Genomic DNA, 23104 nt, shown 5'->3' on the forward strand with positions numbered 1-23104 from the left:
CGGGCTCGCAAGTTTTCATCGGGGCACCAGGTTGCCTGCACCAGCCGGGTGAAGCGAAAGCCGAGGCTTTCGACCGACTGCTTTAACGCGCCTGGAAAGTTTCGCCGTTCGATAAAGCACTTGAACCGAGACTTCAAGCATCCTCGGTCACCCGCAGCACTTCCTCGATCGTGGTCTGCCCGGCCATCGCCTTGATGATGCCGTCCTCGTACATGGTGCGCATGCCGGCGCTCTCGCGCGCGATCTGTTCGATCTCGCCCATGCCGGCGTGACGCATCACCGCGCGGCGCAGGTCGTCGTTCATGACCAGGAATTCCATGATCGTGGTGCGGCCGTGGTAACCGCTCGGCGCCAGCGCCGACGGCTTGGGCCGGTACAGGCAGATCTCGCCCTGCGGCTGGTAGCGGCGCAGGTTGAACTTCTCGATTTCCTCCGGCGACGCCGGGTAGCGCTCGGCGTGGGTCGGTTCGAGCTTGCGCACCAGGCGCTGGGCCAGGATGCCGTTGATGGTCGAGGTCAGCAGATAGTCCTCCACGCCCATGTCGAGCAAGCGGGTGATGCCGCCGGCGGCGTTGTTGGTGTGCAGGGTGCTGAGCACCAGGTGGCCGGTCAGCGCCGACTGGATCGCGATCTTGCACGTCTCCAGATCGCGCATTTCGCCGATCATGATGATGTCCGGGTCCTGACGCACGATCGAGCGCAGGGCATGTGAGAAGTCCAGGCCGATCTGCGGCTTGGCCTGGATCTGGTTGATGCCCTCGATCTGGTATTCGACCGGGTCCTCGACCGTGATGATCTTGACGTCGCTGGTGTTGAGCTTGCTCAGCGCGGTGTACAGCGTGGTGGTCTTGCCCGAGCCGGTCGGGCCGGTCACCAGCATGATCCCGTGCGGCTGGTCGAGCACCTTCTGGAACTGCGGCAGGAATTCGTCGGTGAAGCCGAGCTTGTAGAAGTCGAACACCACCGTTTCGCGATCGAGCAGACGCATCACCACCGACTCGCCGTGCGCGGTCGGCACCGTGCTCACGCGCAGGTCGAGCTCCTTGCCCTGCACGCGCAGCATGATCCGGCCGTCCTGCGGCAGGCGGCGCTCGGCGATGTTGAGCTTGGCCATGATCTTGATGCGGCTGATCACCGCGGCGGTGAGGTTGGCCGGCGGGCTTTCGCCCTCGGTCAACACGCCGTCGATGCGGTAGCGCACCTTCAGGCGGTTTTCGAACGGTTCGATGTGGATGTCCGAGGCGCGCAGCTCGACCGCGCGCTGGATCACCAGGTTCACCAGCCGGATCACCGGCGCTTCGGACGCCAGGTCGCGCAGATGCTCGACATCGTCGAGATCGCCTGCGCCCTCGCCCTCGGCGGTTTCCACGATCGCGCCCATCGCGCTGCGGCCCTGGCCGTGCCAGCGCTCGATCAGGTCGCCGATCTCCGAACGCAGCGCCACGAAGGGACGGACCTCACGCTGGGTGGCCAGACGCAGCGCGTCGACCTGATAGGCGTCCTGCGGATCGGCCATCAGCACCTCGACGTGGCTTTCGCCTTCGCCGACCGGGCAGATCGCGAACTGCTTCATGAACTTGAGGGTCAGCGCCACGCCCTCGGGCGGCAGCTCGGGCGCGTCCTTGATGCTGACCAGCGGCAGGTCCAGCGCGGCCGCGACGGTCTCGGCGTGGTCGCGCTCGGATACCAGACCCAGCCGCGCCAGCAAGGCCAGCAGGCTGCCGCCGGTTTCCTCCTGCAACCGCCGCGCGCGCGACAGATCGGGTTCCTTGAGGCGGCCCTTAGCCACCAGCGCATCGACGATGCGTGCGTCCACCGCGGCCTGACCGGTGAGCCCGGCGGCGTTGTTGGTCGGATCGATGGTCGGATTGATCGAATCGGCTACTGCGTTCACGTCACCCTCCTGCGCGTGAACCTTGGACTTTAGCAGTTTCGCTCGCGGTCTCTACCAGCCCTGAGCCGACGGCCACGGCGCGCTGCGCCGCGGTCTAGGCTCGAGGACCGGCCAGTGTCCGCAACGCGGTCGCAAGGCTTCGGATTCATCAATTCGAGCAACGCGGGGAGTGAAAGTTCCGTCACAGTTTGGACGCATGCATGCCATGTCGACGCCGCCGACCGGTCTCGCGTTGTGCTAATCGTTCCTCGAACGTGACCCGTACAGCAGGTTTTGCGATAAGGCCGGCGTTCATGCCCGCGGCATAGCGCAGCCTGCAAGCCGCATGTTGCAGACGCGATACGCAGCGATCGCTGCGACCTAATCGACGATAACAGCCAGCTATGACCGGTGCGGACGCACTCGACTCGCCGGAAAACGAAAGGCGCCCGATTCAGGCGCCTTTCGCGGCATTACCGGCGGATCTGTGTGAGCCAGCGAATCAACCCACCCACACCCGCGCATTGCGGAACATGCGCAGCCACGGCGAGTCGCCGGCCCAGTCCTTCGGCGACCAGCTGAAATTGGCGCTGCGCAGGGTGCGTTCGGGATGCGGCATCAGCAAGGTCGCGCGGCCGTCGCGGCTGGTCAGGCCGGCGATGCCGTCGGGCGAGCCGTTCGGGTTGAGCGGGTAACGCTCGGCGACGCGGCCTTCGCCGTCGATGTAGCGCAGCGCGATGTCGGCGGCGCTTTGATCGAGGTTGTTGGCGAAGCTCGCGCGGCCTTCGCCGTGGGCGACCGCGACCGGAATCCGCGAGCCGGCCATGCCGCGCAGGAACAGCGACGGCGATTCGACCACTTCCAGCAATCCCAGGCGCGCTTCGAACTGCTCGCTGCGATTGCGCAGGAACACCGGCCAATGCTCGGCGCCCGGCACGATCGGCTTGAGCTGGGCGAGCATCTGGCAACCGTTGCACACGCCCAGCGAGAAGCTGTCTTCGCGCGCGAAGAACTCGGCGAAGGCATCGCGCAACGCGCTGCGCTCGAGAATGCTGGTGGCCCAGCCGCGGCCGGCACCGAGCACGTCGCCGTAGCTGAAGCCGCCGCAGGCGGCGAAGCCCTTGAAGTCTTCCAGCGCGAAGCGGCCGTTGATCAGGTCGCTCATATGCACGTCGAAGGCTTCGAAGCCGGCGCGGTCGAATGCGGCGGCCATTTCGATCTGGCCGTTAACGCCCTGCTCGCGCAGGATCGCGACCTTCGGCCGCGCGCCGGTGTTGATGAACGGCGCGGCGATGTCTTCGTTCGGGTCGAAGTTCAATTTCGGCTTCAAGCCCGGCGCGGCGAAATCGCGCGCGATCGCGCGCTCTTCGTCGGCGCAGTCGGGGTTGTCGCGCAGCTTCTGCAAGGCATGGCTGGTCGACCACCACGCATCGAACAATTCGTCCCAGCGCCATTCCATCAGCACCTTGCCGTCGTCCTTGACCCGGATCGACGGCGCCGTGGTCGGTTTGGCGATGCGTTGCGCGCAATCGATCAGACCGTGGCGCGAAATCAGGTCGGCGAATTCGGCGCGGTCGTCGTTGTGGATCTGCACGATCGCGCCGAGTTCTTCGTTGAACAAGGTGCGGAACGGGTCTTCGCCCCAACCGTCGAGGCTGATGTCCAGGCCCAGGCGCGAGCAGAACGCCATTTCCGCCAGGGTCGCGAACGCGCCGCCGTCGCTGCGGTCGTGATAGGCCAGCAACAGGCCGGCTTCGCGCGCATCGCGGATGAGTTCGAAGAAATCGCGCAGACGCTGCGGGCTGTCGAGATCGGGCACGCCGCTTTCATGCCGCGCGCCGTCGCCGGTCTGTCCAGCGAACGCCGGCAGGCCGCCGTCCGCCGCATGCTTGCCGACCGCCTGCGGATGCACCTGCGCCAGCACCGACCCACCCAGGCGTTGCTTGCCGGCGCCCAGGCCAATCAGCCACAGCTCGGTGTCGCCCTCGCGCGACAACAGCGGCGTGAGTTGCTGACGCACGTCGACCACCGGTGCGAATGCGCTGACGATCAGCGAGACCGGCGATACGGATTTGTGCGCGACCGGCGACGATGCGCCTTCCCGATTCGCGCTCCACTGTGCCTGCATCGACAGCGAATCCTTGCCGACCGGAATGCTCAGTTCGAGCTCCGGGCACAACTCCAGGCCGACCGCCTTGACCGCATCGAACAGCAGCGCGTCTTCGCCCGGATGCGAAGCCGCGGCCATCCAGTTGGCCGACAGCTTGATGCGATTGAGCGATTCGACCGGCGCGGCGCACAGGTTGGTGATCGCTTCACCGACCGCCATGCGCGCCGCGGCGGCCGCGTCGAGCAGCGCCAGCGGAGTGCGTTCGCCGACCGCCATCGCTTCGCCGACGAAGCCGTCGAAGTCGCTCAAGGTGATCGCGCAATCGGCCATCGGCAACTGCCACGGGCCGATCATCTGATCGCGCGCGACCAGGCCGCCGACGGTGCGGTCGCCGATGGTGATGAGGAAATTCTTCGCCGCGACGGTCGGGTGCGCGAGCACGCGCAGGCCGGCTTCGCGCAGATCGAGCCCGTCCCAGTCCAGCGCCGGCCACGGCGCGGATGCGGGATGGCGGGTATCGCGGTGCATTTTCGGCGGCTTGCCGAACAGGACGTCCATCGGGAAATCGATGGGCCAGTCAGAAGTCCCTCTCCCGCTTGCGGGAGAGGGGTTGGGGTGAGGGTGCGCGGCGGTTGCGTTGCCCTCATCCGCCCTTCGGGCACCTTCTCCCGCCAGCGGGAGAAGGGATGCTTCGGTGCCGTAAACCGATTCGATCGTCGCGCCATAACCGACCACCAGACGCTCTTCCGCGGTCGCATACCCGACCACCGCGAACGGGCAGCGCTCGCGTTCGCAGATCGCTGCGAAATCGGCCACGCGATCGGCCGGCAGGCCCAGCACGTAGCGTTCCTGCGATTCGTTGCACCACAGCTGCATCGGCGACAAGGAGGGATCGTCGCTCGGCACTTTCGCCAGATCGATCACGCCGCCGAGGTTGGAGTCGTGCAGCAGTTCGGGAATCGCGTTGGACAGTCCGCCGGCGCCGACGTCGTGGGCGCTGTCGATCGGGTTGTTTTCGCCGAGCGCGACGCAGCGGTCGATCACTTCCTGGCAGCGGCGTTCCATCTCCGGGTTGTCGCGCTGCACGCTGGCGAAATCCAGGTCCTCGGCGCTGTCGCCGGAGGCGACCGAGCTGGCCGCGCCGCCGCCCAGGCCGATCAGCATCGCCGGGCCGCCGAGCACGATCACCGCATGGCCGGGCTTCAAGCCCAGCTTGGCCACCTGCACGCGATCGATCGCGCCCAGGCCGCCGGCGAGCATGATCGGCTTGTCGTAGGCGCGGGTCAGCGTGCCGTTGGCGGTTTCGCCTTCGGACAATTCGAAGCTGCGGAAATAACCGACCAGGTTCGGCCGGCCGAATTCGTTGTTGAACGCGGCCGCGCCGATCGGGCCGTCGAGCATGATTTCCAGGGCCGGCGCCATGCGCGGGTTGAGCGAACGTTCGCTTTCCCACGGCTGCGGCAGGGTTGGAATACGCAGGTGCGAAACGCTGAAACCGCACAGACCGGCCTTGGGCCGGCCGCCGCGCCCGGTCGCGCCTTCGTCGCGGATTTCGCCGCCGTTGCCGGTGCTGGCGCCGGGGAACGGCGCGATCGCGGTCGGGTGGTTATGGGTTTCGACCTTGATACAGAACGCCGACGGGATCTGCGCCTCGGCCGTGTAGGCCTGGCTGCCCGGCTGCGGCCGGAACCGGCGCGCCGGATAACCTTCGACCACCGCGGCATTGTCGCTGTACGCCGACAAGGTGTTTTCCGGGGTCTGCGCGTGGGTGTGCTTGATCATCTTGAACAGCGAGTACTGCTGTTCGCGACCGTCGAGCGTCCACGAGGCATTGAAGATCTTGTGCCGGCAATGCTCGGAATTGGCCTGCGCGAACATCATCAGTTCGACGTCGGACGGCATCCGGCCCAGCGCGGTGTAGCGTTCGCGCAGGTAGCCTATTTCGTCGTCGGCCAGGGCCAGGCCCAGGCGCGTATTGGCCGATTCCAGATCGTCCAGCGCGATGCGCTCGAGCTCGCCGCGCGCGGGCACCGAGAACAGCGCCGCCGCGTCGTCGCTGGTGTCGAGCAGCGACTGGGTCATCGGGTCGTGCAGGACCTTGGCCAGCGCGCCCTGGGTGGCGGCGTCGCTCGGCCAGCCGCTCAGGTCGTAGCGGGTGCCGCGTTCGACCCGCTTGACCGGCTGGCCGGCGCCGCGCAGCAGTTCGGTGGCCTTGCTGGCCCAGGGCGAGAGCGTGCCCAGGCGCGGGCTTACGTAACGCGAAACAGCACCGCTTTCGCGCACCGCTTCGGTTGGCTCGGCCTGCAGGATGCGACGCAGGGTCGCGTCGTCGGGCGAGGCGCCGGCTTCGGGTTCGACCCAGTACACGGGCCAGGCGTCTAACAGGCGGACGCTGGAATGAAGGGCGGACAGGCGAGCTTGGAGACGCTCGCGGCGGAACGAAGACAGGGCCGAGGGGCCCTCGAGGACGATCATGTCCGGGGAACCGTGCAACGCAGGGCCCGGTATTGTAACCAAAACGGGGCCCGGGCTTTGGGCCGCGTGCCCGGCCGACACGACGATGGGGTCGCGGACCGCTGGACGGGTCGATCCTCCGGGCGCCCTGCCCTGAGGCCAGCCACCGGGGGACCTCAACCGGCAGAAACGAAAAGGCCGCGCAATGCGCGGCCTTTTCGCGGAACGAACCGGAGCGGCCCGGTTTAAAGCACCGTTCGGCTTACAGCCCGCCCACCGGAGCGGCCACCGCCGCGGTCGGCTTGGCCGCGCCGGCCGGCTTCTTCGATTCGGCCGCCAGCTTGTCCAGCGCCTCGCGCAACTGCGCCGGCGGGACGTAGCCGCCGAGCTGCACGCCGTCGGCGGTCAGGATCATCGGGGTGCCGGTCAGGCCGGCGCGCTGGCCGATGTTGTACTGCTGGGTGACGGTGTTCTTGCAGTCCTTGCTGGCGACCGAGCCGTGATCGCTCTTGGCGTCGGTCAGCGCCTTGCGGCGATCCGGAGCGCACCACACCGAGACCATCTTCTTGTAGTCGTCGCTGCCGATGCCCATGCGCGGGAACGCCAGGTATTCGATCGCAATGCCCTGGCGGTTGTATTCGGCGATCTCGCTGTGCAGCTTGCGGCAGTAGCCGCATTCCACGTCGGTGAACACGGTGACGGTGTGCTTGGGATTGGCCGGCGCGAACACGATGCGCTCGCTCGCCGGGATGGACTTGACCAGGTCCTTGCGCATTCCCGCCAGGCTGTCTTCGCTGAGGTTCTTCTTGACCTGGGTGTCGAACAGCGCGCCGCCGGAACCGGGCAGGAACAGGTAACGGCCGTCGTCGCTGACGTACACGACCTGGCCCTGGGCCAGCGCCTCGCGGAAGCCCGGCATCGGCGCCGGACCGACCTTGTCGATGGTGACGTTGGGGTTGAGGGTGCGGATGGCGTCGACCGCGCGCGCGTCGGCGCTGCCGGCCTCGACCTTCGGCGCGGCGCCCTTCGACGCTTGCGCGGCGGGCTTGGCCGGATCGGTCTTGGCGGCTGCGGCCTGCGGCGCCTGGGCGCAGGCGGACAGGCTGATGGCGCCTAGCAGGACGAGGAGGATGCGCTTCATTTGCTGTGGATCCTTGACGGGAGCGAGTGGGCGTTCGACCGCCCGAGGGACATCAGGTTCAGCCGATTGTGGCATGGAGCGGGTTTGCAGTCCGTGTTCCGCGACAAGGGTCGCACTGACCGCGGCGCAGCCGCGGGAGCGACGGGGCCGCCGGGGTTACGCGCCGCCGGCCGGGGCGGCGACCGCGGCGGCCGGCCTGGACGCGCGCTCGGATTCGGCGGCCAGCTTGTCCAGCCGCTCGCGCAACTGCGCCGGCGGGACGTAGCCGCCGACATGGAAACCGTCGGCGTTGAGGATCGTCGGCGTGCCGGTCGCGCCGACGCCGGCGCGCTGGCCGATCTGGTACTGCTGCTCGACCGTGTTCTTGCAGGTCTTGCTTGATACGGCGCGATCGGACTTGACCGCGGTCAGCGCCTCGCGCCGGTCGGCCGCGCACCACACCGAAACCATCTTCTTGTAGTCGTCGCTGCCGATGCCCATGCGCGGGAAGGCCAGATATTCCACCGCGATCCCTTGACGGTTGTACTCGGCGATCTCGCCGTGCAGCTTGCGGCAATAACCACATTCCGCGTCGGTGAACACGGTGACGGTGTGCTTGGGATTGGCCGGGGCGAACACGATGCGCTCGCTGGCCGGAATCGTCTTGACCAGGTCGCGGCGCATGCCGGCCAGGCTGTCTTCGGTCACGTTGCGCTTGCCCTTGATGTTGAACAGCGCGCCACCGGTGCCCGGCAGGAACAAATAGCCGCCGTCGTCGCTGACGTAGACCACTTGGCCCTGGACCAGGATTTCGCGCAGCCCCGGCATCGGCGCCGGGCCAACCTTGTCGATGGCGACGTTGGGGTTGAGGGCGCGCATGGCCTCGATGGCGCGCGCGTCGGCGCTGCCCGCGACGACCTGGGGCGCGGTGCCGGCCGGGGTCGCCGGCACGCCCGCGCGGTCCTTCACTGGATCGGTCCCGCCCGCCGCGGCGGCACCCTGCGGCGCTTGGGCGCAGGCGGACAGGCTGATGACGGCGCCAAGCACGGTAATGAGGATGCGCTTCATCTGCTGCGGGTCCTGATGACAAGTGAGCGAATCGACAACTCGGCGCGCATTAGGTTCGAGCGCCGGTGGCATGCGGGGCGTCGCAGATCGCGTTCCGCGACCTGGGTCACACAGATCGCAACGGACACCGCTTCTGGATAGACATCGCCGCTGCGGGAGCCGACCCGGACAGACCGCCGACGCTGGCACGCAATCAGCTCCGTTTAGCCACGTGGATGGTGTCGCGCGTGCAGCTTTTTTAAGTGTTCGCGTGCGACCAAGGTGTAGATCTGGGTGGTCGATAGCGAGCTGTGCCCCAGCAGCATCTGCAGCGCGCGCAGGTCGGCGCCGTGGTTGAGCAGATGGGTGGCGAAGCTGTGGCGCAGGCCGTGCGGGCTGATCTTGGCCGGGTCGATTCCGGCGAGCACCGCGTTGCGCTTGACCAGATGCCAGAACGCCTGCCGGGTCGGGGCTTCGCCGCTGGCTTCGATGAACAACGGCGCCAGCGCGCGCTTGCCGGCCAGTCGCGGCCGCGATTGGGCGAGGTAGCGCTCCAGCCAGTGCTGGGCCTCCTCGCCCAGCGGCACCAGCCGCTCCTTGCTGCCCTTGCCCATCACCCGCAGCACGCCCTGGCGCAGGTTGAGCGCGGTCGCCGGCAGGTTGACCAGTTCGCTCACGCGCAAGCCGGCGGCGTACATCAGCTCGAGCATGGCGCGGTCGCGCAGGCCCAGCGGGGTGTCCAGGTCGGGCGTGTTCAACAGCGCGTCGATCTGGCTTTCGGCCAGCGCCTTGGGCAGCGAGCGTGGCAGCTTCGGCGGCGCCAGCAATGCGGTGGGGTCGTCATGACGGTGACCGCGTCGTACCCGAAACGCATAGAACGCGCGCAAGGCCGACAGCAGACGGGCGTTGCTACGCGGCGAATAGCCTTCGCGGGCGCGCCAGGCCAAGTAGTCGTACAGCGCCGTGCGATCGGCATCGGCCAGACCGGCGCCGTCGCGCCAGCGCGCCAGGCCCTCCAGGTCGCGGCGGTAGCTGTCCAGGGTCTGCCGCGCGAGTCCGTTCTCGGCCCAGATGGTGTCGAGGAACGCGGTGATGGCGATGGCGTCGGCGTCGTCCAGCGGCGGCAGCGACATGGCCTGGACGCGGCGTTCGGCGGGGGTGGTGGAACTCATGCCGGCATGATCGGCCCACGACCGCGGAATGGCAAAGACGGCGGGCGCGGGAAAGCGACAGGCAAGCGCTGCGGCGGCGAGCGCAACGCCCGCGCCGCAAGCCTGCGCGGGTGGTTCCCGACCCGACCTCGCTTATCCTGATGCGATGACTTCGCCCGACCCGACCGTCCCCGCCGCCGACACCGCGCCCGCCCGCCCCGCCGCCCTGATCGGCTGGCGGCTGCTGTCGATGTTCTACGACTTCTGGCCGGTGCTGGCCTTGTGGATGGCCACCGGCCTGATCTCGGTGCTGGCGTTCACTCTGGCCGGGCACGACACCCACGAAAACATCCGCCCCTACACCTTGTGGTGGACGGTGCAGTGGACCGTGTGCTGGCTGCTCGCAGGCGCCTATACGACGGTGAGTTGGCGCCGCGGCGGCCAGACTCTGGGCATGCGGCCGTGGCGGCTGAAGGTGACCGGCCCGGGCGATCAAGCCCCCGGCTGGAAAGCGCTGTGGCTGCGTTACGCCGTCGGCACTGTGTCGCTGGCCGCGGCGGGATTGGGCTTCTGGTGGGCGTGGTTCGACCGCGATCGCCTGACTTGGCACGATCGCGCGAGCGGGACCCGCACGATCCGGTTGCCCAAGCGCACCAAGTAAGCGCGTCGCATCGCGCCGCTAGCCAACGTCGCAGACCACGAGGTTTGCGCGGGTGGGGCTTGAGCCCCGATTCGTTGCGATCGCCGAACGTGGTCGTGTGGTTGCGTCGCTTGGCTCGTCGTAGCCGAACGCCACACACACCTCAGGGCAACACGCTAACGACCCGAACAAGCCGCTGGCGCTAACCCGATCGTCGTCTGAACAACAGCGTCGACACCACCAGCATCACCACCGTCGGCGCCAGATAGGCCAAGCGGAAGTCGAAGCGGAACACCTTGGCCAGTTCGACGAACTGGGTCTGCAGCAGCCAGAACACCAGCGCGAACACGATGCCGATGAACAAGCGCTTGCCCATGCCGCCGCTGCGCAGGCTGCCGAAGGCGAACGGCACCGCCGCCAGACACAGCGCCAGCACATTGAGCGGATAGAACCAGCGGCCCCAGTAGTGCGCTTCGAATTCGCCGGCATCGAGCTGATTGCGCTGACGGTCCTCGATCGCCTTGTGCAGCGCCTTGGCGGTCAGATAACGCGGGCGATTGGTGCCGCTCATCAACGCCGAGCTGTCGAGCTTGGACTCCCAGCGCTCCTCGGGAATCTGCACCTTCTCGGCCGACTTGGCGTGGAAAGTGGTGCGGGTGACGTTACGCAGCAGCCAGCCGCCGGGACGGTGCTCGGCGATGCCGGCGATCGCGATCGAGACCAGGCGGCCATCGGCGCCGAACTGGTACAGGCTGACGTTGCGCAGTTCCAACCAGCGGTCGTTGCCGGCGCTGCGCTCCTGGCCCTGGCTCGCGCTGAGGATCACATCGCCCTCGCGCGCCCACAGCCCGGAGTACTCGGCCACGACCTGGTTGTTGGACTTGGCCGCGGCCTTGAGCGATTCGGCGCGACGCTGCGCCTCGGGCGCGACGGTCTCGCCGTTGATCACCATCAGCACGGTCAGGATCGCCAGCGAGCCGGCCACCGCGATGCTCAGGCGCCGCCGCGACAGGCCGATCGCGCGCAGCACGGTCAGCTCGGAGGTCGACGCCAGTTGCCCCAGCGCCATCAGCGAACCGACCACCGAGGCGTACGGAAACAGCGCATAGGCGCGGCGCGGCACGGTCAGCAGCATGTAGGCCAAGGCCTGGACCACGCTGTAGCGGCCCTTGCCGACATCGCCGAACTCGTTGACGAAGCTGAGCATGAAATCCAGGCCCAGCAGCACCGCCCAGGTCAGCAGCACCGTGCTGAGCACGACCTTGGCGACATAGACGTCGTGGATCTTCGGAAACGGCTTCATACGATCGCCCTGCGCCGGCCGACCCGGCCGTCACGGAAATACATCCAGGACGTCACCGCCAGCATCGGCAAGGTCAGCCACCACAGCCCCAGCGCGGCCGGGGTCTTGCCGTCCTCGATCCAGCCGGTGCCCATCATCATGAAGTTGTTGCCGATCAGGAACGCCAGAAAGCCGATCAGCATGGTCCCGTAACGGGCCTGGCGCGGCGTGCTGCGCGCCAGCGGCACCGCCAGCAACGCGAACGCCAGCGCCAGCAGCGGCGGCGCGATCCGGTAATGCAGTTGGGCCGCGGCCTCGCGGCGGGGATCGCCGATCAGCTGCAGGGTGTTGAGCATTTCCGGCGACTTGGGGTCGTAGCGGTTCTCGCTGGCCGGCAACAGCACATCGTTGCTGACATAACGCATCAGGCGGAAATTCAGGCTGCCGTCGACCGGGCCTTCGACCTCGAAACCGTCGTCGAGGGTCAGATAGCGGTCGCCGTTGGCGTCCACGGTCAGGCGGCCGCTCTTGGAGGTGGTCACGTCCTGGCGGCCGGGCTTGTGCCGGTAAATGAAGATGCGTTCGAACCGGGTGCCGTCGTCGGACATGGCGCCGACATAGATCACGCCGTTGTCGCCGGGCAGGCCGGTGAAGGCGCCCGGCTCCAGGCCGGCCACGACCAGGCTGCGATTGGCCTCGTTGATCATCTGCCGCGAGGCCCGGTCGGCCCAGGGCCCCAGCCACAGCGAGCAGGCCCCGACCAGCAGGATGATCGGCCCGGCGACCAGCAGCAGCGGCTTGAGCAGCCGGCGCGGGCCCACGCCGATCGAGGAGATCACCGGCATTTCCGAATCGCGATAGAGCCGGCCGATACCGAGCATCAGCCCCAGCATCAGCGCCAGCGGCAGGATCAGCGGCAGCCACTTGATCAGCACCAGGCCCAGCTGGATGAGCATCATCCCGGCCGGGACCTTGCCCTTGGCGATGTCTTCGAGCACATCGGTGAAGGCGCCGCCGACGCTTACGATCAGCAGCACCACCAGGGTGGCGAAGATCGCCTGGGCGAATTCGCCGGAGAGGTATCGGTCAAGCTTGAGCATCGGGTCGGAAGGCGCGCTTCGGGTTGGGCTTCGGCATCGGGCGGGCTTGCTTTAAACTCGGGAGTTCGTTCGACGGCCGGCCGGACCGCGATCGCCCCGGGTTGGGGTTGCGCGGCACAGGCCCCAGATTTACCGCTGGTGCCGGACCGCTGGTGCCAGAGTCACCTCTGACGCGATCACCGGTGCGTTATGGGCAATGCAGATTCCGCGGCCTTCGCCCCGGTTCATCGCATTGTGCAAAGCCGTTCGATTGTACGTACACAACCTCTTATCTGCTCGGGAATCTGTTGGATGACCCTCGAATTCGACCTGAACCGCGACGCGTCCGCCGCCGCTCAAACCGACTGCGTCGTGGTAGGCGCCTTTGCCGACAAGACCCTGACGGCTACCGCGCGAACGCTGGATGAAGCCAGCGGCGGACGCCTGACCGCGCTGCTGGAGCGCGGCGACATCAGCGGCAAGACCGGCAAGACCTCGCTGCTGCACGACCTGCCCGGCGTGGCCTCGCCGCGCGTGCTGGTGGTCGGCCTCGGCGAGGCCGGCAAGTTCGGCGTCGCCCAGTACCTCAAGGCGGTCGGCGATGCCGCGCGCGCGCTCAAGGCCGGTCCGGTCGCGCACGCGATCTTCACCATCAGCGAAGAGCCGGTCGCCGGCCGCGACGCCGCCTGGGCGATCCGTCAGGCCGCGATCGCCGCCGATCACGCCTGCTACCGCTACACCGCGACCCTCGGCAAGGCCGCGCTCGGCAAGAGCCGGGACGAACCCGGCCTGCGCACGCTGTCGATCAGTGGCTCGGATGCGACCGCGCTGGCCCAGGGCCAGGCGATCGCCGCCGGTGTGCAGTTCGCGCGCGAACTGGGCAACCTGCCGCCGAACGTCTGCAACCCGGCCTATCTGGCCCAGCAGGCGACCGAATTCGCGGACCGCTTCGACACCACCGACTGCGAAGTGCTCGATCGCGAGCAGATGCAGGAACTGGGCATGGGCTCGCTGCTCGCGGTCGCGCGCGGCTCGGCCAATCCGCCCAAGCTGATCGTGCTCAAGTACAACAATGGCGGCGACGCAAAGCCCTATGTGATGGTCGGCAAGGGCATCACCTTCGACACCGGCGGCATCAACCTCAAGGTCCAGGGCGGCATCGAGGAAATGAAGTTCGACATGTGCGGCGCCGCCAGCGTGATGGGCGCGTTCGTGTCGGCGGTCGGCATGCAGTTGCCGATCAACCTGGTGGTGATCGTGCCGGCGGTCGAGAACATGCCCGACGCCGACGCGTATCGCCCCTCCGACGTGCTCACCAGCATGTCCGGCAAGACCATCGAGGTCGGCAACACCGACGCCGAAGGCCGCCTGATCCTGTGCGATGCGCTGACCTACGCTCAGCGTTTCGAACCGCAGGCGCTGCTCGACGTGGCGACCCTGACCGGCGCCTGCGTGGTCGCGCTGGGCAAGTTCGCCACCGGCCTGATGAGCAAGGACGACGACCTGTCGGCCGAACTGCTCAGCGCCGGCGAGGAAGTGTTCGACCGCGCCTGGCGCCTGCCGCTATGGGACGAGTACCAGACCCAGCTCGAATCGGCCTTCGCCGACGTCTACAACATCGGCGGCCGCTGGGCCGGCGCGATCACCGCCGGCTGCTTCCTCGCGCGCTTCACCGAAGGCCAGCGCTGGGCGCATCTGGACATCGCCGGCGTATCCAACGAAGAAGGCAAGCGCGGCCTGGCGACCGGTCGCCCGGTGGGCCTGCTGAGCCAGTGGCTGCTGGAACGAAACGGGAATTGAGAATCGGGAGTCGGGAATCGGTAGAGCGCTTGCGTCGCGACCGGTTCCTGTTTCTCCAGGAGCCGGGAATCGGGAATCGGGAATTGGGAATCGGCAAAGCGCTTGCGTCGCAGCCGCTCCTCGCTCCTCGCTCCTCGCTCCTCGCTCCTCGCTCCTCGCTCCTCGCTTCTCGCTCCTCGCTTCTCGCTTCAACCGATTCCCCACTCCCCATTCCCGATTCCCGGCCCCTATGCCCCGCGCTGACTTCTACCTGATCCAATCGCCGCGCTTCAAACAAGAACCGCTTCGGTTGGTCTGCGAGCTCACGCGCAAGGCGCACGACGCCGGGCTGTCCACGCTGATCCTGGCGCGCAGCGCCGAGCAGGCCGAACAGCTCGACGACATGCTGTGGGACATGGGCGAGGACGCCTACATTCCGCACCAGATCGCCGGCATGGACGAGGACGAGGACGAAGCCGACGTGCTGATCGCCGCGCCCGACTCGCAGGCCGCGTTGCGCGCGCTGGTCATCAACCTGCGCGACGCCGCCGTCGCCGACGGCTTCGAGCGCGTACTCGAAGTGGTCCCCGCCGACGACTCAGCGCGCGGCCCGCTGCGCGAACGCTGGAAGCAGTACCAGGCGCGCGGGCTGGCTTTGAACAAGCACGATATGTGAGCAGCGGGGATTCGGGATTGGGGATTCGAGATTCGAAAAACCACCCGGCCCTGCTCTTGATCTTCCGAATCCCGAATCCCCAATCTCGAATCCCTGCCCTCATGTCCCTCGCCCCCAGCTACGACCCCAAACAGTTCGAAACCCGCCTGTACGAACAGTGGGAAAGCAGCGGCGTATTCAAGCCGCGCGGCGAGGGCGAGCCCTACTCCATTCTGCTGCCGCCGCCGAACGTGACCGGCACCCTGCACATGGGCCATGCGTTCCAGCACACCCTGCAGGACGCGTTGATCCGCTACCACCGCATGCGCGGCTACGACACGCTGTGGCAGATGGGCACCGATCACGCCGGCATTGCCACCGAGATGGTGGTGGCGCGCAATCTCGGCGCCGACGGCCTGACCCGCGACGGTCTGGGCCGCGACGGCTTCATCGAGAAAGTGTGGGAGTGGAAGGGCCAGTCCGGCGACACCATCGAACGGCAGATGCGCCGCCTGGGCACCTCCGGCGATTGGTCGCGCTCGGTGTTCACCATGGACCCGATCGCGTCGAACGCGGTGATCGAAGCCTTCGTGCGCATGCACGAGCAAGGCCTGATCTACCGCGGCCAGCGCCTGGTCAACTGGGACCCGGTGCTCAAGACCGCGATCTCCGACCTGGAAGTGATCAACGAAGAAGAAGACGGCTTCCTGTGGTCGATCGCCTACCCGCTCAGCGATGGCAGCGCCACCCTGGTGGTCGCGACCACGCGCCCGGAAACCATGCTCGGCGATACCGCGGTCATGGTCCATCCGGACGATGAGCGCTATGCGCACCTGATCGGCAAGACCGTCACCCTGCCGCTGAGCGCGCGCGAGATTCCGATCATCGCCGACAGCTATGTCGATCGCGAGTTCGGCACCGGCGTGGTCAAGGTCACGCCCGCGCACGACTTCAACGACTACGCGGTCGGCCAGCGCCACGGCCTGCCGATGATCAACATCTTCACTCCCGACGCCGCGGTCAACGACAACGCGCCGGCGAAATACGTCGGCCTGGATCGCTACGAAGCGCGCAAGGTCGTGCTTGCCGATCTGGAAGCCGAAGGCATCCTGGTCGAAACCAAGCCGCACAAGCTGCAGGTGCCGCGCGGCGACCGCACCAATCAGGTGATCGAACCGTATCTGACCGACCAGTGGTTCGTGCAGATGGACGGTCTGGCCAAGCGTGGCCTGGAGCTTGTGGAGAAGGGCGATATCCGTTTCGTCCCGCCGAACTGGATCAACACCTACCGTCACTGGATGGAAAACATCCAGGACTGGTGCATCAGCCGCCAGCTGTGGTGGGGCCATCGCATTCCGGCGTGGTACGACGCCGACGGCAAGATCTACGTCGGTCGCGACGAAGCCGATGCGCGCGCGCGCGGCGGCATCGGCGCGGACGTCGCATTGCAGCAGGACCACGATGTGCTGGAGACCTGGTTCTCATCGGGCCTGTGGCCGTTCAGTACGATGGGCTGGCCGGATGAGGCGACGATGGGTGCGCGCGGGTTCGAGCGCTTCGTGCCGTCGTCGGTGCTGGTCACCGGTTTCGACATCATCTTCTTCTGGGTCGCCCGCATGATCATGCTGACCGACCACTTCACCGGGCAGATTCCGTTCAAGGACGTGTACATCACCGGCCTGGTGCGCGATCAGTTCGGCCAGAAGATGTCCAAGTCCAAGGGCAACGTGCTCGATCCGATCGATCTGGTCGACGGCATCACCCTGGAAGACCTGGTCGACAAGCGCACCACCGGCCTGATGAATCCCAAGCACGCCGAGAAGATCGAGAAAGCCACGCGCAAGGAATTCCCCGGCGGCATTCCCGCGTTCGGCGCCGATGCGCTGCGCTTCACCATCGCCGCGCTGGCGACGCATGGCCGCGACATCAAGTTCGACCTGAGCCGTGCAGAGGGCTACAAGAATTTTTGCAACAAGCTGTGGAACGCTACGCGCTTCGTGTTGATGAACACCGAAGGCGCAAGTTTCAACGGCGCGCCGCAACCGAAGACCGACGCCGAGCGCTGGATCTTGGCGCAGTTGGCCAAGACCTCGGCCGAAGCGGAAACGCATTTCAGCGCCTACCGCTTCGACCTGCTCGCGCAGTCGTTGTACGAATTCGCCTGGAACGCGTTCTGCGACTGGTTCGTCGAACTGTCCAAGCCGGCGCTGCAAGGCGAGGACGCCGCTGCCGCCGACAGCACCCGCCACACCCTGCTGTACGTGCTCGAGCGCCTGCTGTCGCTGCTGCACCCGCTGATCCCGTTCGTGACCGAGGAACTGTGGCAGCAGGTCGCGCCGAAGCTCGGTATCAGCGAAACCACGGTGATGCTGCGTCCGTATCCGCAAGCGTCCGAATTCGACGGCGACCATGCCCAGGCCGAAAGCGACATCGAATGGCTCAAGGCGATGGTGTCGGCGTTGCGCAAGGTGCGCAGCGAGTTGAACGTCAAGCCCTCGGACTTCGTGAGCCTGTTGCTGGTGAACGGCGATGCGTCTGATCGCGTACGCGCCGAGCGTTTCGCCTCGCAGCTCAAGTTCCTCAACAAGATCGACCGCATCGAGTTCGTCGACGACGGCGCGCCGACGCCGCCGGCCGCGCCCGCGGTGGTCGGCGAGCTGACCCTGCTGGTGCCGCTGCCAGCCGACAAGCTCGATGCCGAGCGCGTGCGCCTGGACAAGGAAATCAAGCGCATCGACGGCGAGATCGGCAAGAGCCGCGGCAAGCTGTCGAGCGAGACTTTCGTGCAGAACGCACCGGCGGCGGTGGTCGAACAGGAGCGCAAGCGTCTGGTCGACTGGAACGTGCAGCTTGAAGGGCTGACCGCGCAGCGCGCGAAGCTGGGCTGAGCGGCGCGTGCCGCGACGTCTGCTGGCCTGGTTCAAGGGCCGTGGCGGTAACGGGCGCGGCGACGGCCCGCTGCCGCCGCTGGCGCTGACACCCGAACTGGTCGCGTCGGCCATCGAGGTGTTCGGCCACGGCGAACGCACGGACAGCGCGATCGAAGCCGACATGCTCGCGTTGGCCGGGCATCCGCTGACCGCGCGCCGGCTGGTCGACGTGATTCCCGAGGCCTTCGGTCTGGTGCTGGTCGCGCATATCCCGAACTGCGCCGGCATGGAACTGCCGCGGACCTTTTCAGCGCAAACCGCCGACGGCGGATGGCGTTCGATTCCGTGCGAACTCGAACCTTTGTTCGCTTTGGCCGCGGTCGCGGCGACACGCATGTATCACGACGGACCGCGTGATCGTTTCCGCGCCATCGCCACGCGCGCGTCGATCGTCAATGCGGTCAGCCAGGCACTCGATCAGGTCGACTCGCTCGAAGGCGCGTCGATGGCCGGGCCGGCGTTCAATGGCCTTCCGGCAGAACTCTATTCGGTTTGAAGGGCGCGGCGACATTCAGCGTTGTTGGCGCGCCTCGCCACACTGCGCGCTGCGTTGGCCCTCACCGCTTTCGAATCCCGCTCCCCGAATTTCAGCCGCCCCGCTTCCGACTCAACGCGGCCAACCGATCCGCTAATGCCGCATTGCCCTGCGTGCGCGCCAGCGCTTCGGCGGTGGCGCCGCTGGCATCGGTGAGGGCGAAATCGGCCTGACGAGCGGCCAAGGCCTCGACGAGATCGGCGCGGCCGAACAAGGCCGCGAACATCGCCGCGGTCTGGCCGGCGGCGTTGCGCGCATTCACATCGGTGCGCGGGTCCGCGAGCAAACGCTTGGCGCTTTCGATCTCGCCCTTGAACAACGCGCCCATCAGCGCGGTATTGCCGCGCGCGCTGTCGCCCAGGTTCGGCGAGGCACCGGCGTCCAGCAAGGTCCGCACCGCATCGGCCTTGCCGTAGTACGCGGCGAGGATCAACGCGGTCGAACCACGTTCGTCGCGCGCATCGACCTGCACGCCGCGCGCCAGCAGCGACTTGAGCACCTCGACATCGCCGGCGCGGGCGGCGTCGAACAGGTAACGACTCAGGTCCTGGGCCGCGAGCGGGGACGAATCAATCGCGGGCGTGGCATGAGCCGTGGGCGCGGCATGGCCCTGATCGGGTTGCGTCGCGGCATGCGGGTTCGCGTGCGCGCCAGCCGCCGCGGCTTGAGTCGGCCCCGCAGGATCGTGCGCGAACGCGGGCACCGCGACGATCGCAAACGCAAGCAGCGCGCCTGCCGGGAGTTTCAGCAACATGAAATTCATGAAAGTCTCCAGGCGCTCAGCCATCGCGGCCGCGCCGGTTCGATGCGCCGCATCGCGAAGGATGCGGCGTTGCGGAAGTGATGTAAGCGCGTAAGCAACGCGCGCAAGCTTGAGGTCCACCCGGAGCGATGAATCGGGACGCGCGGCGGCCCGATCCTCGCGCCGGAATGTCGCGAACGATCAGTCGCTCAACGCATCCGACAAGGTCTTCACCTTGGCCGCATCGCGCTTGAGCGCCTGCGCCAGACGCGTGCCGTAATCGGCGTCGGCCTTATGGAAGTACGAGAGCATCGTGTACATCGTGGTCTCGTCGCGCACCTGGCCCAGGTCGCCGGCCAGATTCGCGATCAGGCTCTTGCGTTCGTCGGCCGACAGCGAGCGGTAGAACTCGCCGGCCTGGCGAAAGTTCAAGGTCTTGGCGATGCGCGCCTGCTGGGTCGCGCCGCTCAGCGGCAAGGCGCTGTAACGCCCGGCATCGGACTGCGGCTTGGGCTGGATGCGCGAGGGTTCGTAGTTGACCTTGCCGCTGCGCGCGCCGCTGTTGTGCTCGCCATCTTGATTGTTGCTGTTGACCGCGACCTTCGGCGCATTGATCGGCAACTGATTGACGTTGGTGCCGACGCGATACAACTGGGTGTCGGCGTAGGAGAACATGCGGCCCTGCAGCAACCGATCCTCCGACGGTTCGATGCCCGGCACCAGATTGGCCGGCGCGAACGCGGCCTGCTCGGTTTCCTGGAAGATGTTGGCCGGGTTGCGGTCCAGGGTCATGGTGCCGACCTTGACCTCGGGCACGCCGGTCCAGACCTTGGTCGCATCGAGCGGATTGAACGCGAATTGATCGAGCTGATCGGGCTTGAGGATCTGCACGTACAGGTCCCACTTGGGGTAGTCGCCGCGCTCGATCGCCTTCATCAAGTCATTGGACAGATGATTGAAATCGCGCCCCTGCACCGAGGCGATCTGCGCGCCGGACAGATTGTGCTCGCCCTGGCGGCTGTCCCAGTGGAATTTGACATAGACGTAGCCGCCCTTGTCGTCGACCAGCTTGTAGGCATGCACGCCGTTGCCGTCCATCTCGCGATAGCTGCGCGGGGTGCCGTAATCGGAATACACCCGGGTCAGCATCTGGGTGGCTTCGGGCACGTGCGAGAAGAAATCGAACACCCGCGCCGGGTCCTGCACATTGGTGTCGGGGCTGGGCTTGAGCGAATGCACCATGTCCGGGAACTTGATCGCGTCGCGGATGAAGAACACCGGCAGGTTGTTGCCGACCAGGTCCCAGTTGCCTTCGCTGGTGTAGAACTTGGTGGCGAAACCGCGCGGATCGCGCAGGGTTTCCGGCGAATGGTTGCCGTGGATCACGGTGGAGAAGCGCACGAACACCGGCGTGGTGGCGCCGGGCTGGAACACTTTCGCGCGGGTGTATTGCGAGATGTCGCCGGTGACGGTGAAGCTGCCATGCGCGCCGGTGCCGCGCGCATGCACCACGCGTTCGGGGATGCGTTCGCGATCGAAGCGTTGCAGCTTCTGGATCAGATGCACGTCCTGCAGCAGGACCGGGCCGTCGGCGCCGGCGGTCTGCGAGTTCTGGTTGTCGCCGACCACCGCGCCGTTGTCGCGCGTCAGGGGCGGCGCGGCCTGGGCGAAGGCGGCGCCGGAGAGAAGCAACTGCGCGGAAACGAAGGCCGCGATCAAACTGCGATGGGGCATGGGCATGGCTCTGTGGGGACTGCGCGGCAGCGTCCTACAGGCATGCGATCGGGAAAAATCGTTTGTTTGGATGGCAGCGATAGCCGTCGGCTATTCGGTAGGCGTCATTGCGCGAACCCGATCACCGTTCGCGCGTCTTCGGCATTCGCGGCATGGATCGAAGCATGACCGCGCGCACGTTCGAGCGCGGATCGAGCGCGCTCACTCGCTCGGCAATAGTTCGATCGCCATCACCAAAGCGTCTTCGCGTCCGCCGCGTGCCGGGTAATAGCGCGGGCGGCGGCCGATCTCGTTGAAACCCTCGCTGTGGTACAGCGCGATCGCGCCGGGATTGGACGGCCGCACTTCCAGGAACACGCGCTCGGCGCCGCGGCCGCGCGCGACATGCAGCAACGCGCGCAGCAGCTTGCGGCCGAAGCCGTGGCCATGCGCTTCGGGCGCGACGCAGACGTTGAGCACGTGCGCTTCGCCGGCGGCCAGGCTCATCAGGAAGTAACCGACGATGCGCTCGTTCTCGGTCAACACCCAGGCTGGGTAATCGGCGCGCAGGCAGTCACGGAAGATGCCCGGGGTCCAGGGGAATTCGTAGGCGCGAATCTCGATGGCGTGGACGAGTTCGAGGTCGTCCTCGCGCATCGGCCGCAACGCGCGGGGCGCGGCGGCGGGATCGAACTCCGACGCCTGCGCGCTCATCCGCGCTTATCCGTGCGTCGCAGCTTGCGCAACTGCGGCCACAGCGCGCGCTTGGCCGCGGCGTTGCCGCGCAAGGACGGATCGAACAGCGCCAGCACTTGCGCATCGCCGGCGGCGCGGCGCGCGGCGCGCAGCAGGTTGCGCAACAAGGTCGGCGTGTCGTCGCCAGCGTTCGCGGCGCGCGGCGCGGTTTGGCCGGAGTGGGCCGCGGCACGTTCGGATGCGCCACGTTCGGGCGCGACGGATTCGGACCCCACGCGCTCGCGCGCCGGCTGCGATCCACGCACGTCCGGCTCGGCGCCGCGGGCCGAATCGGCGGACGCGGCATTCGCAATCGGCGCCTCGGCCGGCGGCTCGCTGCCGGCCAGGCTCATCACCGTATGCCCCATCGCCTGCAGCCATTCGCGCTGCTGCGCGCTCCACAGCCCGCTCATGGCGCACCGGTGGGGCTGGGCGGCGGCGGCTCCTGCGGCGTGCGACGCATGCGGCGCCACAGCGCCTGGACTGGGCCAGACAAGGCGTACGGCGCGAAGATCGCCAGCAACACGCGCGGCGGGTCGATCGCGATCGCGACCACCACCACCACCACGATCAGCACCGCCAGGAACGGCACCCGGTCGTTGCGCGGGCCGCTGCCCTTGAAGCTGACATAGCGCAGCCGGCTCACCATCAGCAGCCCGGCGATCACGGTCAGCGTCAGCGCGGCGTAGCGCAAGCGCTCGCCATCCAGGTCGAAGCTGTGGCAGGTCCACACGAAACTAGCGACCAGTCCGGCCGCGGCCGGACTGGCCAGGCCGATGAACCAGCGCTTGTCGACCTGGCCGACCTGGGAATTGAAGCGCGCCAGGCGCAGCGCGGCGCAGGCGGCGTACAGGAACGCGCCGACCCAGCCGATCTTGCCGGGGATCACCCCATCGAGCTTGGTCGAGATCAGCGCCCAGTGGTACATGACCATGGCCGGCGCCAGGCCGAAGCTGATCAGATCGGCCAGCGAGTCGTACTGGACCCCGAATTCGCTCTGGGTGTTGGTCAGCCGGGCGACCCGGCCGTCGACGCCATCGAGGATCGCGGCGATGAAGATCGCCATGCAGGCCTCGTCGAAACGGCCCTGGGTGGCGGCGATGATCGCGTAGAAACCGGCGAACAGGCCGCCGGTGGTGAACAAATTAGGCAGCAAATAGATGCCGCGTCCGCGCGGGCGGGGCGTGGGTTGAGGTTCCATAACTGGGAAGTGTAGCGCTTGCCTGCGCCCGAGCAGGATGCTGCAATCTCGCATCCCC

17 protein-coding genes are annotated in these 23104 nt (G+C 67.2%); 5 read left to right on the plus strand and 12 right to left on the minus strand.

What is annotated here, in order from left to right:
* Window positions 1–133 precede the first annotated feature (133 nt).
* The 5 genes from gspE to xerD form a co-directional block, all read right to left on the minus strand.
* Window positions 134–1861, minus strand: a complete 1728-nt coding sequence (gene gspE, locus ASD86_RS00775) for a type II secretion system ATPase GspE (protein ID WP_056106999.1) — start codon at window positions 1859–1861, stop codon at window positions 134–136.
* 514 nt (window positions 1862–2375) lie between these two features.
* Window positions 2376–6458 (minus strand): phosphoribosylformylglycinamidine synthase, encoded by a 4083-nt coding sequence (purL, locus tag ASD86_RS00780; RefSeq protein WP_056105892.1) that lies wholly within the window; start codon window positions 6456–6458, stop codon window positions 2376–2378.
* A 241-nt stretch (window positions 6459–6699) separates the two neighbouring features.
* On the minus strand, window positions 6700–7578 hold the full coding sequence (locus ASD86_RS00785; protein ID WP_056105894.1) for a DsbC family protein: 879 nt from the start codon (window positions 7576–7578) through the stop codon (window positions 6700–6702).
* A 156-nt stretch (window positions 7579–7734) separates the two neighbouring features.
* Window positions 7735–8625, minus strand: a complete 891-nt coding sequence (locus ASD86_RS00790; RefSeq protein ID WP_056105896.1) for a DsbC family protein — start codon at window positions 8623–8625, stop codon at window positions 7735–7737.
* A 203-nt stretch (window positions 8626–8828) separates the two neighbouring features.
* Window positions 8829–9776 carry a site-specific tyrosine recombinase XerD gene (gene xerD / locus ASD86_RS00795; RefSeq protein WP_056105898.1) on the minus strand — a complete coding sequence of 316 codons (948 nt, stop codon included), beginning with the start codon at window positions 9774–9776 and terminating at the stop codon, window positions 8829–8831.
* A 145-nt stretch (window positions 9777–9921) separates the two neighbouring features.
* Here xerD and ASD86_RS00800 point away from each other — a divergent pair, with 145 nt between their 5' ends.
* Window positions 9922–10416 (plus strand): RDD family protein, encoded by a 495-nt coding sequence (locus tag ASD86_RS00800; RefSeq protein ID WP_056105900.1) that lies wholly within the window; start codon window positions 9922–9924, stop codon window positions 10414–10416.
* Between the two features lie 181 nt (window positions 10417–10597).
* Here the strand turns inward: ASD86_RS00800 and lptG are convergent, their stop codons facing one another.
* Together lptG and lptF are read right to left on the minus strand one after the other, a co-directional pair.
* Window positions 10598–11698 carry an LPS export ABC transporter permease LptG gene (gene lptG, locus ASD86_RS00805; protein WP_056105902.1) on the minus strand — a complete coding sequence of 367 codons (1101 nt, stop codon included), beginning with the start codon at window positions 11696–11698 and terminating at the stop codon, window positions 10598–10600.
* Complete coding sequence (gene lptF, locus ASD86_RS00810) at window positions 11695–12777, minus strand: LPS export ABC transporter permease LptF (protein ID WP_056105904.1); 1083 nt, start codon at window positions 12775–12777, stop codon at window positions 11695–11697. The genes lptG and lptF overlap by 4 nt, the downstream gene beginning before the upstream one ends.
* Before the next feature lie 291 nt (window positions 12778–13068).
* Between lptF and ASD86_RS00815 the strand changes: the two genes are divergently transcribed.
* From ASD86_RS00815 to ASD86_RS00830, 4 genes are all read left to right on the plus strand, one after another.
* The gene (locus ASD86_RS00815) at window positions 13069–14556 is read left to right on the plus strand and encodes a leucyl aminopeptidase (protein WP_056105906.1); all 1488 of its coding nucleotides are present in this window, start codon (window positions 13069–13071) and stop codon (window positions 14554–14556) included.
* 229 nt (window positions 14557–14785) lie between these two features.
* Window positions 14786–15211 (plus strand): DNA polymerase III subunit chi, encoded by a 426-nt coding sequence (locus tag ASD86_RS00820; RefSeq protein WP_056105908.1) that lies wholly within the window; start codon window positions 14786–14788, stop codon window positions 15209–15211.
* A 101-nt stretch (window positions 15212–15312) separates the two neighbouring features.
* Window positions 15313–18078 (plus strand): valine--tRNA ligase, encoded by a 2766-nt coding sequence (locus ASD86_RS00825; protein WP_056105910.1) that lies wholly within the window; start codon window positions 15313–15315, stop codon window positions 18076–18078.
* A 7-nt stretch (window positions 18079–18085) separates the two neighbouring features.
* Entirely contained in the window at window positions 18086–18616 is a 531-nt protein-coding gene (locus ASD86_RS00830; protein ID WP_056105911.1) for a hypothetical protein, read from the plus strand.
* A gap of 91 nt (window positions 18617–18707) precedes the next feature.
* Here the strand turns inward: ASD86_RS00830 and ASD86_RS00835 are convergent, their stop codons facing one another.
* The 5 genes from ASD86_RS00835 to pssA form a co-directional block, all read right to left on the minus strand.
* Window positions 18708–19418, minus strand: coding sequence for an ankyrin repeat domain-containing protein (locus ASD86_RS00835; RefSeq protein ID WP_162253585.1), 711 nt, complete (start codon window positions 19416–19418; stop codon window positions 18708–18710).
* Window positions 19419–19598: 180 nt separating this feature from the next.
* Window positions 19599–21116, minus strand: coding sequence for a catalase (locus ASD86_RS00840; RefSeq protein WP_304438420.1), 1518 nt, complete (start codon window positions 21114–21116; stop codon window positions 19599–19601).
* Between the two features lie 216 nt (window positions 21117–21332).
* Window positions 21333–21824: a ribosomal protein S18-alanine N-acetyltransferase gene (gene rimI / locus ASD86_RS00845; RefSeq protein ID WP_056105915.1), complete on the minus strand. Its 492-nt coding sequence runs from the start codon at window positions 21822–21824 to the stop codon at window positions 21333–21335.
* A complete protein-coding gene (locus ASD86_RS00850; RefSeq protein WP_056105917.1) occupies window positions 21821–22258 on the minus strand; it encodes a hypothetical protein in 438 nt (145 codons plus the stop codon). The genes rimI and ASD86_RS00850 overlap by 4 nt, the downstream gene beginning before the upstream one ends.
* Entirely contained in the window at window positions 22255–23046 is a 792-nt protein-coding gene (pssA, locus tag ASD86_RS00855) for a CDP-diacylglycerol--serine O-phosphatidyltransferase (protein ID WP_056105920.1), read from the minus strand. The genes ASD86_RS00850 and pssA overlap by 4 nt, the downstream gene beginning before the upstream one ends.
* Between the last annotated feature and the right edge of the window lie 58 nt (window positions 23047–23104).

The sequence above is a fragment of the Lysobacter sp. Root690 genome, from assembly GCF_001427785.1.
Classification (GTDB): domain Bacteria; phylum Pseudomonadota; class Gammaproteobacteria; order Xanthomonadales; family Xanthomonadaceae; genus Lysobacter.